A 15,811-nucleotide genomic window follows, 5' to 3' on the forward strand; every position below is an offset into this window, starting at 1 on the left:
TATTATTATACGTTAAAAATATTTATAAGTTCATAAAAAAGTAAAAAAATACATAATATGATTAGCTTTTTTATTGACTTTGCAAAGCATAAAAATTATAATTTTACTTGTGCCGAATCTATATTAGTACGGAGGAACCACAAATAGGGGTTAATCTGATAATTTATTATCAGTAGGGAATCTTCTCCACCGAACCCGACAGCTAACTCCGGAGGCAGTGAGGAGTGATTATAAATGTCAAAGATTAGAACTTTTCTTTTGGCTGCTTTGTTTTTTATTATTGTTATATGTATATGTTTACAATTACAAAGCTATAATGTAAAAGCAGATGCAGCAATCAGTAAAATTCAAGGAGTCTCTCTTAGGTCAGCTACCATAGGAATTAATAAAAGTATTGTTGTTTCGGATAAGAAGGAAGTTACAGAAGTCAATAATTCTGATAATAAAGACAATGTAACTTACTCAAGAGGCGAGACAAGCAATGCGCAGGGTAGTTCCGTGAAATTATTGCAGTATGCATATAGTTTTATAGGAACTCCTTATGTATATGGAGCATCAGGAAGCAAGGCATTTGATTGTTCAGGATTTACTTCTTATGTATATCGTTCACTAGGAATTGAATTACCTCACAGTGCTGCTGGACAAGCATCCTTTGGTAAGAATGTTTCGAAAGGAAGCTTAGCGCCAGGAGATTTAATATTCTTTGCACAAGGCGGAGGAATATCACATGTGGGCATTTATATTGGAGAAGGACAATTTATACATGCATCCTCAGGAAGTCATAAGGTTACAATAAGTGATCTTAGTGAAGATTATTATGTAAGATATTATGCAGGTGCCAGAAGGCTTCTAAATTAATTAGATATTTAAAATAGCTATTATTGAACTTATATCCGGCTTTTTATAGTCGGTTTTTTCTTTTTGACTCTGTTTTAAATAAGTGTTAATTTTACACTTATTTAAAACTTCATTCGGTGAGTAAGTCTCTGTTTTAATCAGCACCTTATTGTTCTAAAATATGTTAACTTAAAATAAATATTTATTATAGGTACTTATTTTGAGTGAGGGGTGATAAAATGAAATACACAAGATATGATTTTAGAAAGAAGAAAGACGATAGAATGGTTGTTCTTATAATGATAGTAAGTATGCTTCTAGCTGCTGTGGTAATAGCAACGATTCTGTCAAGTATATTCTTTAAAAATGGGACGGGAGATGCGGCTAAAGGAAATGATTCTAATAAAAATAATGCAGAATTAGGAAGGTATACTTTTGTTGTGCTTCAGGGGGGGCTTTTTCAGGTAAAAGATTATGCATCAGCTTTAAAAACTAAACTTTCGGATGACAATAATCCATTCATTGTGGAGGATAATGGCAAGTATAGAGTTTTGGTAGGAATATATAAGAAAGAAGATGCAGATAAAGTCTCGCAGAATTTGAGCAGCAAGCAGCTCACTCCATCTAAAATGACCTTTAATATTAACGTAAAGGATGATTCGGTAAAAATGATGGGGGAGATTATAGACGCGCATGTGAAAATAATTAATGCTATGAAACCAAAAGGTCAAATCTCATATGTTACTGATGATCTTAAAAATTGGTCAAATACTAAATTAGTGCTAAATGATAAGAGCTTAAAGGATTATGATATGGTACAGGAGGAAAAGAAATATATAGCCTCTATGCCAAAAGAAATTAATAAAGATAATTTAGAGGATTACTTAAAACACATATTCAGTATTTTAAGCAAAATAGGTGAAAAGGCATAAACAGCTATAAAAATAACTGCAATTAGAAATTTATATTTATAAAATGGTATTTTTGTATAGGCTATGTTTTAAAATGTAGATATTTATTAACATTTTGAAATATAGCCTTTATATTTTACTCTCAAAAAAGCTACTATTAGCAAATGAATTTAGACTGCAGAAATTCTTTCATTTTTTTACATAGAATATTCCAAAACCGTGTAAAAAAGTTGTTATTTCTTAGACCAATGCACTTGTTAAAGCTAATATTAAATGTTAAACTATATTAGATGTAAAACAAAAGTGAGGGATGAAATTGAAAAACACTTCAAAGTCTTCTGCTTTTTTTATCTTTGTTGTGCTCTTAGGCGCTATAGCAGGAGAGCTTATCGGTAACTTATTTGGTCACAATAGTACACTAAATTTTTTAAGCCACGTATATACAATAGGTACTACTTCGCCAATAGATATTAATCTTATAATCTTAGAAATTACTTTTGGAATAAAATTTACATTAAATATTATGTCTATAATTGGTATAATTGTGGCAATAATATTCTATAAAAGGTTTTAAGGTGGAATAATATGAAAATTGTATTGGCATCGGCATCAGAAAGAAGAATTGAACTTCTAAAGAGGCTTACTGAAAATTTTTCAGTAATTGTCAGTGGTTTTGACGAAGAAAGTGTGAGCTTTGAAGGTGATTTTGAAGATTATGTTATTTCATTATCCAAAGGGAAAGCTTTAAGTACTAGTAAAAAAATTAACGAAGGGGCGCTGATATTAGCCTGTGATACAGTAGTAGCATATCAAAATAAGCTTTTAGAAAAGCCTAAAAGTAAAGAAGAGGCTATAGATATGCTAAAAATACTCAGCGGGAATAGACATAAGGTTTATTCTGGCATTACAGTTCTAGATACTGAAAGTGGTAAGAGCATAAGTGATTATGCCGTAACAGAGGTTGTTTTTTCAAAGCTGGATGATAATGAAATATTAAAATATGTAGACACCGGTGAACCTATGGATAAAGCTGGAAGCTATGGCATACAGGGCATTGGAGGTACCTTTGTAGAAGAAATACATGGGTGTTTTTATAATGTTGTAGGCCTTCCGCTAAATAAGCTTAAAAAGATGTTAAGGGGTATGGGGGCAAATCTATAGAAGGAGCAGTTAATATGAATGTTCTTAAAATAATGGATTTACCTCAAAATGAAAGACCGCAGGAAAAATTGTTTAGATATGGAGTGGATACTTTATCTAATACTGAACTTATGGCGGTGGTATTAAGAAACGGTATTCAAGGCGATAATATAATTAATTTGTGTGCAAGAATACTTAAAGAATGCGGCGGTATAAATGGACTTTTGGACTTTAGTGCAGAAGACTTTATGAAAATAAAGGGCGTAAAGCATGCTAAGGCAGCTCAAATTCTTGCCATGGTTGAATTATCAAAGCGTCTTAAATCCTACAAATCTGGTGAGGAATTTAAAATAACTCAGCCAAGTGATGCCGCTTATATTGTTATGGAATCTATGAGAAGCCTTAAGCAAGAGATGCTGAAAGTGTTACATTTGAACACTAAAAATATTGTAACTCTTGTTAAAGACGTATCATTAGGTACCGTAAATTCATCAATAGTTCATCCTAGAGAAGTGTTTTCAGAAGCTGTAAAAAGGAGTTCTACTTCCATAATAATATGTCATAATCATCCATCTGGAGATCCTACTCCTAGCAATGAAGATATTAATATAACCCTTAGACTTAAGGAATGTGGTAAACTTTTGGGTATAGAGTTATTGGATCACGTAATAATTGGAAATGGAATATATGTAAGCTTAAAAGACAAAGGAATCATATAATTGAAAGGAGATTTATTCATGGGATTATTTTCGATTTCTAAAGATATGGGAATAGATTTAGGAACAGCAAATACACTAATATATGTTAAAGGGAGAGGTATAGTTTTAAGGGAGCCTTCTGTTGTAGCTATAAACACCATAAACAAAAAAGTGCTGGCAGTAGGTGAAGAAGCTAAAAAGATGATAGGAAGAACACCAGGAAATATAGTAGCTATAAGACCTCTAAAGGACGGAGTTATTGCAGATTTTGATGTTACACAGACCATGCTTAAGAAATTTATAGCAAAGGCTATGGGAAAGAGCAATTTTACCAGTCCAAGAATAATTGTATGCTATCCTTCTGGAGTAACAGAAGTCGAGAAGAGGGCAATAAACGAGGCAGCAAAAACTGCAGGAGCAAGGGATGTACTTCTTATGGAAGAACCAATGGCAGCTTCTATAGGAGCAGGACTCCCAGTAGATGAACCAACCGGAAGCATGATTGTAGATATTGGCGGAGGAACTACTGAAGTAGCAGTAATATCTCTTGATGGTATTGTTACAAGCAAGTCTCTTAGAATAGCAGGAGACGAATTGGATCAGTCAATAATAAGCTACATAAAGAAAGAATATAATCTTATGATAGGTGAGAGAACAGCAGAGCTTATAAAAGTTCAGCTAGGTTCAGCTTTCAAATTGGAAGAGGATGAAACTATGGAAATCAAAGGAAGAGATTTGATTTCAGGACTTCCAAAAACCATAACCATAACCCAAGATCAAATAAGAGAAGCCTTAAGTGAACCTGTAGCAGCTATAATAGATGCGATAAAAACAACCCTAGAGAAGACACCACCAGAATTAGCTTCTGATATCATGGAAAAAGGAATTATGCTAGCAGGTGGTGGAGCCTTACTTAAAGGACTTGACAGCTTAATAAATCATGAAACTCATATGCCTGTGCATGTAGCAGAAACACCTCTTGACTGTGTAGCTTTAGGTGCTGGAAAGGCATTGGAGTATTTTGATAAATTAAGTGCTAACAGAAGAGGCTAAATATGAAGTTTTTTAGAAATAAACTGGCAGTAATAATAGTTTTGCTGTCAGTTACATTTTTAATATTAATTGGAGTGACAGTTAAAAGGGATAAAAATACCTCCATTGAGAATGGTATAGGTTCAACTCTTAATAAGGTGCAGGGTGTATTATATGGTGCGAACAGTAAAGTGAATGATTTTTTTAGCTTTGTTTTTAATTTTTCAAAAATAAAGGAACAAAACAGTCAGTTAGAAGCTAAAAATGCTAATCTTCAAAGTAAGGCTGATGATTATGATGAATTAAAAGCAGAAAATGAGAGACTTCAGCAAGCTCTTAATTTTACAAAAACAAATCAGCAGTATGATTATGTAGGATGCGAAATAATAGCTAGAGGAGATGACCTTCTAAGCAGCTTTACCATAAATAAAGGCACAAAGGATGGAGTTATTGATGGACGAGTTGTAATAACTCAAGATGGTATAGTGGGTCAAGTTACTGAAGCCAATTCCAGCTATTCTATAGTTGAAACTCTTGGCAGTGCTAACATTGCTATAGCTGCCTACGTTCAAGGGAGCAATGATACAGGAATAGTTAAGGGATATAGGGACAGTGACAACAATCTTATGTGCGAAATTTCTAATCTTCCCTTAGATTCTACTGTTAAAAAAGGTGATATTATCAAAAGCGATAACAACCATTTTATTTATCCTAAGGGTGTAAAAATTGGAGAAGTGGTTGATGTTCAAGAAGATGCATCAAAAATTATGAAAACTGCTACTGTGAAACCTTTTGTAAATTTTAATAAGCTTCAGGAAGTACTGATAGTAATTCCTAAAGATAAAAATAGCAGTGAATATAAGGGTGATGAAATAAAATGAGAAGGATTATAATTTTTTTAATAGGACTTTTACTTTTCATATTGGATAATACCTTGATGCCTTTTTTCTCTATTAAAGGGTATTATCCAAGTCTTCTTTTCATATTTATGATCTTTTATTCTATAAACAGTGAAAAATTTGATGCAGTTATCTTTGGTGTATTTATTGGTTTGTTTCAAGATTTGTATATGTCTAGGATAATAGGTATAAATCCATTAGCTAACATCTGCGTGTGTCTCATTGCAGCTATAATAGGTGAAAACATTATAAAGGTAAAAAAAATTGTACCAGTGTTTTCACTTTTTCTTTTGTCCATACTTAAATCTTCTATTGTGGTAGGGCTTTTATATGTGGTAGGGATAAAAACTTATTACAATGTTATATTGTACAGAGCAATCTACACAACAATAATATCCGTATTTTTATATAGAATTATATATAATTTTATGCAGAAATCATTTATGAAAAAAGAATGGAGGTTTTAAGTAGTATATATGAAAAAAAGAACTATATTTAATAGGTATACTTCATTAATAGTTATTATGACTTTGATTTTTTCACTGCTTGGAGTAAGGCTTTCCTATCTTCAGATAGTTAATGCAGAAAGCTATAAGGATAAGGTTAATAATCAATCTATAAAATCAATACCGGAAGCTGCTCCAAGAGGCAAAATATATGATAGAAATGGTGTAGAACTTGCATCAAATAAACAGAGCTATGACTTAGAGTATATGAAGACAGATGAAAGCGAAGCTCAGTTTTTTACTACCTTTAAGCAGGTATTTTCGTACATTGACAGCAGTACAAAAACCAATGATGATGGAACTACTTCTAAGGAAACAATCTATGACGATTTTCCTCTAAAGGTAAATCCCTTTAGATTTGAATTTACTGCCACTACGGATGATGGAAAAGCATCTCAGGAGCTTCAGTTCAAGAAAGACATAGGGCTAGGAGATGCCTTGAGAAATAAGTATTATCCAAAAGCTAATACAAACAATGATTTAAATGACAGCCAGCTAAAAAATATAAATTCTCAGCTTATGAAAATAACACCTGAGCAGGTGTTTGATTATTTGGTTTTTAAATATGATTTATACAAAATGCTTGGACTTAGTGATACAGAAAATAAAAATATAGTGAATAATGAAGAAAACATATTTGGACCTAAAAATTCAAAGGCTAAAAATAAGCTTAATGATGCGGATATAACTAAAATGTTAACTCAAAAATATTCTTTAGATGAAATCAGAAGATATATGGTAATAAAAAATAAGGTATATTTGCAGAGCTTTTCTGGGTACAAGCCTGTAGTTGTTGCTTCAAATATAGAAAAAAATACCGCCTTTCTTTTTGAGCAGGAACAGAGCAAGCTTCCAGGAATAAGCGTAAGTATGCAGCCGATAAGATACTACCCTCAGGGATCACTAGGTTCTAATTTCATAGGTTATATTTCTAAAATAGGTTCTTCTAACCAAGAGAAATATGAAGAAAAAGGTTACGATTCAAGTACGGATTATATAGGCATGTCAGGACTTGAAAGTGCCTATGAGGATAAGTTAAAGGGAACTAAGGGTGGTTCCATAGTAAAAGTAAATAAAGAAGGAAGAGCTACCGAGGAGTTGTTTAGTCAGGATGCTTCCCCAGGGCAGAATCTTACTTTAACTATAGATGCAAATCTTCAGAAGGTGGCGGAGGACTCCCTTAGGGATACAATGGTAGAATTGCAGAAAAACTTAAATTATGATGGTCATACAAGTTCTGCCAATGCTACAAGAGGAGCAGTGGTAGCCTCTGATCCTAACACTGGAGCGATACTGGCTATGGCATCTTACCCAAGCTATGATCCTAATATATTTTCAGTGCCTGGAAAGCTTACGACCAGCATGTATAATGAACTTTTTAATCCTGACTATGAGACTTTTGCAAAAAATTATATTGCAAAGAACGGGTTAAAGGTTACAGTGGATGACCTTTTCCCTAAAAATGCCGATGGGACAAGAAGTGATAAGTATGATATATATCCAAAATCATTATTTAATTATGCCACTTCCTATCCAGTGCCTCCAGGATCTACCTTTAAGCCTGTTACTTCTGCAGCAGCACTCACAGAAGGAGTAGTTACCCCAACAGAAAATTACAACAGTACAGGTATATTTAGTAAAAATGGGTTTACTGGCTATAGCGAAACCTATAATGAAAATGGATATGGAGCAGGTGTGGAAAATATAATTCATGCTATGATGATATCTGATAACCCATTCTTTTTTGAAATGGGAGATAGGCTCTACAATAGAGGAGGCTTGAATTTATTAGCAAAGTATGCTTGGAAATTTGGTTTGGGTTCTGATCCAACTTCTAATGCTAAAAAAGGAACAGGACTAGAAATCAGCGAAGCTTTTGGTCAAACTTATAATGATACTTATAATAGGCAGCTTCAATCCTATTACTATAGATTTGATTTATCGGATATATTTAAAAAAGGTCTTTACCAATCTGGAGGAGGTTTTACTGTTAAATTTACTCCACTTGATATAAGTTCAAATGATAATGACAGTGATGCTTTAGCAGATGCTAAAAAGGTTATAAAGGATAAGATAGCTTATTATATAAATAATAAATCCAATAAGGTAGAGATATATAAAGGACTTAAGAGTGATCTGTTACCAATGTTTAATAATCTTATTGCAGCACTGCCAGATAATCAGAAGTCTAAATATAACAGCAGCGATGCGAAAAATATGACTGAGGCTGCTGCAAGCTATATAGCTAATGATGTGATGACTCAGATATTAAGCCCGGGAAATGTATATAATGCTTCCATAGGACAAGGTACTAATCAGTTTACTGTGGTGCAGATGGCAAATTATGTAGCTACTCTTGCCAATGGCGGTACTAGATATAAGGCTCATTTAGTAGATAAGATTACAGATGCTAATGGCAATGTAGTAGAGCAGACTAAGCCGGAAGTAGAGGATAAATTGAATCTTAGTGCTGAAACCATGAGCACGATAAAGGAAGCCATGAAGAAGGTTACTGATGAGGGAGGTACTGCAGCTACTGTATTTGATAATTTTCCTATTCAGACAGCGGGTAAAACTGGATCTGCAACCTATCAAGGCAATGGTGTTCAGGAATCTGTAGGAAGAAGTTCCTACGGTGTATATATTGGATTCGCTCCTGCAGATAATCCTAAGATTGCCATAAGCGTAGTTATATTTGATGGTGGTCACGGAGGCTATGTTGCTCCAGTAGCTAAAGCTATGTATGAGGAATATTTAAAGGATGACATATTGAAAATTAAGCCGGATTATCAATTTAAATATAGTTCAGATATAAAGAATAAATAAAGATTTATTAAGGACACTATATAGATATGAGGAAGCTCATTATATATGGTGTCTTTTTTTAATGTATAGAAAACTATATAACTATATATCTAGCTATATAGTTGAATCAATGGAACTATTCTCTGAAGGATGACATTGCTGGGAGCCACTTTTTGTTCTTTCACTCTATTCTGTATGAATGTACATTTTTATATTTGGTAAAATAATTTATTAAAAAATCAAGAATAATGGTAATAAAATACATAGTTTATAAAAAATATAAACCATATGTATAATATTTACGTATATGGTAATATATAAATATAGAAGTGTTTGGGAGGATTAAAAGGGGCTATGAGAAAGAAAAATATATTTAACAGATATACAGCACTTATAATTATTATGGCATTACTTTTTTCATCATTAGGTGTAAGATTATCATATCTTCAAATAGTAGATGCTGATGAATATAGAAGCAGAGTAAGCAACCAATCTGTAAAACTTATTCCAGAAGCTGCACCCAGAGGTAAAATTTACGACAGAAACGGTATTGAATTAGCATCTAATAAGCAAAGCTATGACTTACAGTATATGAAAACTGATGAAAGTGAGAAAAAATTTTTTGATACCTTTAAACAGGTATTTTCCTATTTAGACAACAGTGAAAAAACAAATGATGATGGAACTACTTCTAAAGAAGAAATATTGGATGATTTTCCTGTGAAGACCAATCCTTTTAGATTTGAATTCACATCTACCACGGAAGATGGCAGGAAGTCTCAGGAGCTTCAGTTTAAAAAAGATATAGGTCTTGGAGATGCACTTAGAAATAAATATTTTCCTGAAAAGGGCAATAATGATTTAAATGATGATGAGGTTAACATAATTAATGCCGAGCTTATGAAAATAAATCCTGAACAGGTTTTTGACTATTTAGTATTTAAATATGACCTTTACAAGCTGCTGAAGCTTAGTGATGATGAATATAAAAATATAATTAAAAATGAAGAAAATATATTTGGACCAACTAATAAAAAAGCGTCTGAAAAGCTTACTGATGCTGATATAACAAAAATGCTGCTAAAAAAATACTCAGAGGATGAAATAAGAAGATATATGATTGTAAAGCATAAAATATATATACAAAGCTTTTCTGGCTATAAGCCTGTAGTTATATCTTCAAATATAGATAAGAGCACAGCCTTTCTTTTTCAGGAGCAGCAAAGCAGACTTCCCGGCATAACTGTAAGTATGCAGCCTATAAGATATTATCCTCAGGGCTCCTTAGGTGCAAATTTTATTGGATACATATCTAAAATAAATTCTTCCAGTCAAGAGAAGTATGAAGAAAAGGGCTATGATGCAAGTGCTGACTATATAGGAATGGCTGGACTTGAAAGCGCCTATGAAGCACGACTAAAGGGAAACAAAGGGGAGTCCATGGTAAAGGTTAACAACCAAGGACGAGCTACTGATGAGCTTTTTAAGCAAACTGCATCACCGGGTCAGAACTTAACTACTACTATAGATGCAAGCCTTCAAAAGGTAGCGGAGCAGTCTTTAGAGGATACTATGAAATTTTTGCAGACGGATCCTTACTATGATGGATTTACTAGCTCAGCAAATGCTACGAGAGGTGCGGTGGTAGCCACTGATCCAAACACTGGAGCTATACTTGCCATGGCATCCTATCCAAGTTACGATCCAAATATATTCTCTGTGCCGGGAAAGCTTACTACAAGCCTTTATAATCAGCTATTTAATCCAGATTATGAAGCCTTCGCAAAGGACTATATTAATAAGCACAATCTTAAAGTAACAGTAGATGATTTATTTCCTAAAAATAGTGATGGTACTAGGAAAGATTATTATGATATATATCCCAAGCCATTTTTTAATTATGCTACCTCTTATCCAGTGCCACCGGGATCCACTTTTAAACCAGTCACTGCAGCTGCAGTTCTCACAGAAGGATTAGTAACGCCAACTGAAACCTATAACAGCACAGGTATATTCAGTAAAAATAATTTTACAGGCTATAGTGAAGGTTATACCGAATATCACCAGGGGCAGGGAATAGAAAACATAGTTCAGGCCATGACAGTTTCTGATAATGTATTCTTTTTTGAGATGGGAGATAGGTTATATAAAAAGGGAGGATTAAATTTGCTTGCGAAATATGCCTGGAGATTTGGATTGGGAGCGAATCCAGCTTCCAAGGCAAAGAAGGGAACTGGAATTGAAATCTCAGAGGCCTTCGGTGATACTTACAATGACAGCTATAACAGATCACTACAGGCTTATTATTATAAGTTCAAATTAGCAGAGATGTTCAATAAAGGACTTTACCAATCTGGCGGTGGATTAACTGTAAAGTTCACTCCATTAGATATATCAGCAAAGGATAGCGACAGTGACGCTTTAGGGGATGCTAAGAAAGTTATAAAAAATAAGATTTCTTATTATATAACCAATAAAACTAACAAAGCTGAAATATATAACGGACTTAAAGCAGATCTTTTGCCCATGTACAAAAATTTGATAGCTGCCCTTCCAGATGGAGAAAAGGCAAAATATAAGAGCGACGATGCAAAATACATGACAGAGGCTACGGCGGGTTTCATATCTAACGAAATTATGACACAGGTTCTAAGCCCAGGGAACGTATATCAAGCTTCAATAGGGCAGGGAACTAATCAGTTTACAGTGCTGCAGCTAGCTAATTATGCGGCTACACTAGCAAATGGGGGAACCAGATATAAAGTGCATTTGGTGGATAAAATAACTGATTCTCAAGAAAATGTGTTAGATGAGACAAAACCAGAGATTATGGATAAGGCCCAGCTTAGTGATACTACAATATCAACTATAAAAGATGCAATGAAAAAGGTAACAGATGAAGGGGGGACTGCAGCTAAAGCTTTCGATAATTTTCCAATCCAAACTGCAGGAAAAACTGGATCGGCAACCTATTCAGATAATGGAGGGCAAGAAAGAGTAGGAAGAAGTTCCTATGGAGTATATATAGGCTTTGCACCGGCTAATAATCCTAAAATTGCTGTGAGTGTAGTAATATTTGATGGAGGACATGGTGGCTATGCAGCACCAGTGGCAAAGGCCATATATGAGCAATATCTAAAGGATGATATACTTAAAGCAAATCCAAACTATCAATTTCAATACAATGTGGATATAAAAAATAAATAGGCTATCTTTTAAAGGATGTTGATTTTTAAACACCTCTTTTGGTATATTTTATACCTTTTAGAGGTGTTTGCTTTTGTGGTAAAATTAATTTAAATATTTTATTTATAATTATTAAAAATAAGAAGGAATTTTATATACATATGTTGAAATAGTATTAGTGCTTATTGTTCTTTGTGGAGGTTTGTGCTATGGAAGACGGAATATTGATAAAAGGTAACAAAGAAGGACTAAACGCAGTAATAAATATGGATAAATTTAAAGACTTTGATGATATGCTAGGAGCTCTTGTAGAAAAGCTGTCTAGGGGAAAAAGATTTTATAAAGGATCAAGTCTTAAAATTACCGCAGAACTTAAATATATTAATGAAAAAGATAGTACAAGACTTAAAGAACTGCTGCTTAATGAGTTTCAGATTAAGGAATGTATTTTTCAAGAAGTGGAAGAAAAGACAGGTAAGGCTTTTAGCGGTGTATATGAAGGAAAAACAAAATTTTTAAGAAAAACCATAAGAAGCGGTCAGAGAATAGAGTATGCTGGGAACATAGTTATAATTGGAGATGTTAATCCTGGAGCTGAAGTATATGCTTTAGGTAATGTCATTGTGCTTGGACAACTTAGAGGTCATGTATCGGCAGGAATGGGAGGCAGTGATAAAGCTATAGTTGCAGCTTTTGCTCTTCAGCCGGAGATACTTCAAATAGATAAGCTTATAACAAGATCCCCTGAGGATAATGAAAAACCTCAGTATCCAGAAGTGGCAAAAATTAAAGATGGTTCCATAGTGGTTGAACCGTATTTATTAAATAAATACTTATAATTACAGGAGGAATAAAATGGGAGAAGCTATTGTTATTACATCAGGTAAAGGCGGAGTTGGGAAAACCACTACTACAGCCAACATAGGTACAGCTCTTGCATCTATGGGAAAAAAGGTGGTTGTAGTAGACGGAGATACAGGATTAAGAAATTTAGATGTACTTATGGGATTGGAAAACAGGATAGTGTTTACATTAATAGATGTAATTGAAGAAAGATGTAAGCTTAAACAGGCTCTTATAAAGGATAAGAGACTAAATAGTCTTTTTATGCTTCCTACAGCACAGACTAGGGACAAGAATGATATAAGTACAGAAGCTATGAAAGAATTAGTTTTAGAGCTTAAAGAGGAATTTGACTATGTTATATTAGATTGTCCTGCTGGTATAGAGCAAGGTTTTGAAAATGCAGTGGTTGGAGCTGACAGAGCTATTGTTGTAGTAAATCCTGAAGTTACTTCTGTAAGAGATGCTGATAGAGTAATAGGAAAACTGGATGCAAAAGGTTTGGACAGGCATGAACTTTTAATTAATAGGTTGAATATTGATATGGTTAAAAAGGGAGACATGCTTAATATCAGCGACATAATTGATACACTTTCTATAAAGCTTATTGGGGTAGTTCCAGATGATAGAAATATAACAGTATCAACTAATAAAGGAGAACCTATAGTTTTAGATGACAAAGCTTTAGCTGGACAAGCTTTTAAGAATATTGCAAAAAGGATTTTAGGAGAAGAAGTTCCGCTTTTAAACTTAGAGGGAGAAAGTGGAGGAATAATAAACTCACTGAAAAAGCTATTTAAAATAGGGGGGTAGAGTCATGGATCTTTTAAAAGTATTTGGTATCGGTAAAACCTCATCAAAGGATGTTGCTAAGGACAGGTTAAGACTTATATTAATTCATGATAGGGCTACCATATCACCAGAAATTGTAGACAAAATAAGAGGAGAGATACTTCAGGTTATTTCCAAGTATGTGGAAATAGATAATTCTGAAGTAGAGATAGCTTTAACCAGAACTGATGAAGCAGAAGGAAACTTCCCAGCATTAGTGGCTAATATTCCTATAAGGAAAATTAATAGGTAGTTTGGGACTAAAAAACTACTCGCTTTTGTTTTCAAAGGCTTAATTTTAGAAAAGACAATATCCAATTTTTTAATCGGGACAGTTCTCTGTGAGAAGCCAAAGCTTCGTAGCCGAGAACTGTCCCGATTTGAAGACGTAAAGTTTTTAGCATCATTTTTATACTAAAATTTACATTGTCCCTTAGTAAAATAGTATATTTCCAAGAATATTTATCTATATGTAACAATACTTACTTGAAATGTGTAGAAAAAACTTGAGCAAAATAAAACTCATCATGGTATTTATTCGTATATATTGATATAATTTTATGGTAGGACATTAATACTGGAGGGAAGGACATGCTTCAAAAGCTTATCTTAGAAAGAAAATTTTTACGGAACATTAATTTTGGAATACTTTTTATAGCTATATTGATAGTTGGTTTTGGATGTTTGAATATATATGCTGCTGTAGGAGGCTCAGCTGTAAAACTACAGATTGCCTGGTTACTTATATCTCTTTTGTTTTTGTACGCTATATTGCTTATAGATTCCTCAACTATTATGAGAATTACACCCATATTTTATTGGGCTAATATATTATTATTAATATATGTTGATTTGTTTGGTAATGTAGTAAATGGTGCTAGGGGATGGATAGGAATTGGAAGCAGAGCTCTTCAGCCTTCTGAATTTGCTAAGGTTGCTATGATAATGATGCTGGCAAAGAAACTTGATGATATGGAAGGAAAGATAAATAATATAAAGAATTTTTTCATACTTGCCTTCTATGCCATAATACCTATGGGACTTATAGTAATTCAGCCAGATATGGGAATGACCATGGTTTCATTTTTTATAGTATTAGGTATATTTTTTATAGCAGGATTGGATTTAAGAATAATATTTGGTGGAATAACAGCTTTAGTAGCACTAGTGGCAGTGCTTTGGAATTCAAGTTTGATGGAGGCATACTGGAAGAAAAGACTTACGATTTTTCTTCATCCAGAAAGTGATCAGCTTGGAGCTGGGCTTCAGCTTATTCAATCCATGACAGGTATTGGTTCAGGTGGAATCTTTGGTAACGGAGTAAAAACAGGCACTAAGGCCATGTCTGGTTTTGTGGCTCAGTTTGTTCCTGAGAATAATACAGATTTTATATTTGCCATGGTAGGTGAGAAGTGGGGCTTTATAGGAGGAACTGTTCTTTTATTTTTGTACTTCCTTCTTTTAGCTCAGATAATCAGAGCCTCCAAGAAGAGCAAGGATTTGTTTGGAAGCTTAGTATGTATAGGAGTTTTTTCTTCACTATTGTTTTCTATAATTGAAAACATAGGAATGACCATAGGAGTTATGCCTATAACCGGTATAACATTGCCTTTTATGAGTTCCGGCGGAAGCTCAATGCTAAGTAATTTTATAGCTCTAGGCTTGATTATGAATATTGGTATGAGAAGCAAAAAAATTAACTTTATATAAATGATTATACATAGGGGGAAATAGGATGAAGGTTGCTTTAATAGCTCATGACAAGAAAAAAGAAGATATGATTGATTTTGTGAAGAGATATGTGGATGTATTTAAGGAACATGAATTGTTCGCTACTGGAACCACTGGAACCTTAATATCAAAAGCTACAGGACTTGAGGTTCACAGATTTTTATCGGGTCCATTAGGAGGAGATCAGCAGATAGGAGCAAAAATCGCAGAAGGTTTGATGGATTTTGTTATTTTCCTAAGGGATCCATTAACTGCTCAGCCTCATGAACCAGATGTTACTGCTTTATTAAGAATATGCGATGTACACTGCGTTCCGCTTGCAACTAATTTAGGTTCTGCAGAAGTATTTGTAAAAGCTCTAACAGCAAGAAAACAAAACTGATATTTTATAG

Annotated in this window: 15 protein-coding genes and 1 riboswitch; all 15 genes read left to right on the plus strand. The window is 33.7% G+C overall.

Translation table 11 applies throughout. The features are described 5' to 3' along the window. Positions 1 to 100: 100 nt before the first annotated feature. Positions 101 to 232, plus strand: a riboswitch (cyclic di-AMP (ydaO/yuaA leader). Between the two features lie 2 nt (positions 233 to 234). The 15 genes from IAI10_RS01055 to mgsA all read left to right on the plus strand — a co-directional run bounded on the left by IAI10_RS01055 (position 235) and on the right by mgsA (position 15,801). Beyond that, on the plus strand, positions 235 to 858 hold the full coding sequence (locus IAI10_RS01055) for a C40 family peptidase (RefSeq protein WP_315671446.1): 624 nt from the start codon (positions 235 to 237) through the stop codon (positions 856 to 858). Between the two features lie 218 nt (positions 859 to 1,076). Further along, positions 1,077 to 1,769: an SPOR domain-containing protein gene (locus tag IAI10_RS01060; RefSeq protein ID WP_315671447.1), complete on the plus strand. Its 693-nt coding sequence runs from the start codon at positions 1,077 to 1,079 to the stop codon at positions 1,767 to 1,769. Between the two features lie 295 nt (positions 1,770 to 2,064). Beyond that, on the plus strand, positions 2,065 to 2,322 hold the full coding sequence (locus IAI10_RS01065) for a DUF4321 domain-containing protein (protein ID WP_396334328.1): 258 nt from the start codon (positions 2,065 to 2,067) through the stop codon (positions 2,320 to 2,322). A gap of 11 nt (positions 2,323 to 2,333) precedes the next feature. Then, the gene (locus IAI10_RS01070; protein ID WP_315671449.1) at positions 2,334 to 2,909 is read left to right on the plus strand and encodes a Maf-like protein; all 576 of its coding nucleotides are present in this window, start codon (positions 2,334 to 2,336) and stop codon (positions 2,907 to 2,909) included. A gap of 14 nt (positions 2,910 to 2,923) precedes the next feature. Continuing rightward, complete coding sequence (gene radC, locus IAI10_RS01075) at positions 2,924 to 3,607, plus strand: DNA repair protein RadC (protein ID WP_315671450.1); 684 nt, start codon at positions 2,924 to 2,926, stop codon at positions 3,605 to 3,607. Positions 3,608 to 3,625: 18 nt separating this feature from the next. Then, positions 3,626 to 4,639: a rod shape-determining protein gene (locus IAI10_RS01080; protein ID WP_315671451.1), complete on the plus strand. Its 1,014-nt coding sequence runs from the start codon at positions 3,626 to 3,628 to the stop codon at positions 4,637 to 4,639. Positions 4,640 to 4,641: 2 nt separating this feature from the next. Continuing rightward, on the plus strand, positions 4,642 to 5,499 hold the full coding sequence (mreC, locus tag IAI10_RS01085) for a rod shape-determining protein MreC (RefSeq protein WP_315671452.1): 858 nt from the start codon (positions 4,642 to 4,644) through the stop codon (positions 5,497 to 5,499). Further along, positions 5,496 to 5,984, plus strand: coding sequence for a rod shape-determining protein MreD (mreD, locus tag IAI10_RS01090; RefSeq protein WP_315671453.1), 489 nt, complete (start codon positions 5,496 to 5,498; stop codon positions 5,982 to 5,984). The genes mreC and mreD overlap by 4 nt, the downstream gene beginning before the upstream one ends. A gap of 9 nt (positions 5,985 to 5,993) precedes the next feature. Further along, positions 5,994 to 8,849 carry a penicillin-binding transpeptidase domain-containing protein gene (locus IAI10_RS01095; protein WP_315671454.1) on the plus strand — a complete coding sequence of 952 codons (2,856 nt, stop codon included), beginning with the start codon at positions 5,994 to 5,996 and terminating at the stop codon, positions 8,847 to 8,849. A gap of 333 nt (positions 8,850 to 9,182) precedes the next feature. Next, positions 9,183 to 12,035 carry a penicillin-binding transpeptidase domain-containing protein gene (locus tag IAI10_RS01100; protein ID WP_315671455.1) on the plus strand — a complete coding sequence of 951 codons (2,853 nt, stop codon included), beginning with the start codon at positions 9,183 to 9,185 and terminating at the stop codon, positions 12,033 to 12,035. A gap of 188 nt (positions 12,036 to 12,223) precedes the next feature. After that, positions 12,224 to 12,853, plus strand: a complete 630-nt coding sequence (gene minC, locus IAI10_RS01105) for a septum site-determining protein MinC (protein ID WP_315671456.1) — start codon at positions 12,224 to 12,226, stop codon at positions 12,851 to 12,853. A 16-nt stretch (positions 12,854 to 12,869) separates the two neighbouring features. Further along, entirely contained in the window at positions 12,870 to 13,670 is an 801-nt protein-coding gene (gene minD / locus IAI10_RS01110; protein ID WP_315671457.1) for a septum site-determining protein MinD, read from the plus strand. Between the two features lie 4 nt (positions 13,671 to 13,674). After that, positions 13,675 to 13,941: a cell division topological specificity factor MinE gene (gene minE / locus IAI10_RS01115; protein ID WP_315671458.1), complete on the plus strand. Its 267-nt coding sequence runs from the start codon at positions 13,675 to 13,677 to the stop codon at positions 13,939 to 13,941. A gap of 338 nt (positions 13,942 to 14,279) precedes the next feature. Continuing rightward, positions 14,280 to 15,398 carry a rod shape-determining protein RodA gene (rodA, locus tag IAI10_RS01120; protein WP_315671459.1) on the plus strand — a complete coding sequence of 373 codons (1,119 nt, stop codon included), beginning with the start codon at positions 14,280 to 14,282 and terminating at the stop codon, positions 15,396 to 15,398. Between the two features lie 25 nt (positions 15,399 to 15,423). Further along, positions 15,424 to 15,801, plus strand: a complete 378-nt coding sequence (gene mgsA, locus IAI10_RS01125; RefSeq protein WP_315671460.1) for a methylglyoxal synthase — start codon at positions 15,424 to 15,426, stop codon at positions 15,799 to 15,801. Positions 15,802 to 15,811 lie beyond the last annotated feature (10 nt).

Source organism: Clostridium sp. 19966 (assembly GCF_032335695.1).
Lineage (GTDB): Bacteria > Bacillota > Clostridia > Clostridiales > Clostridiaceae > JACTOJ01.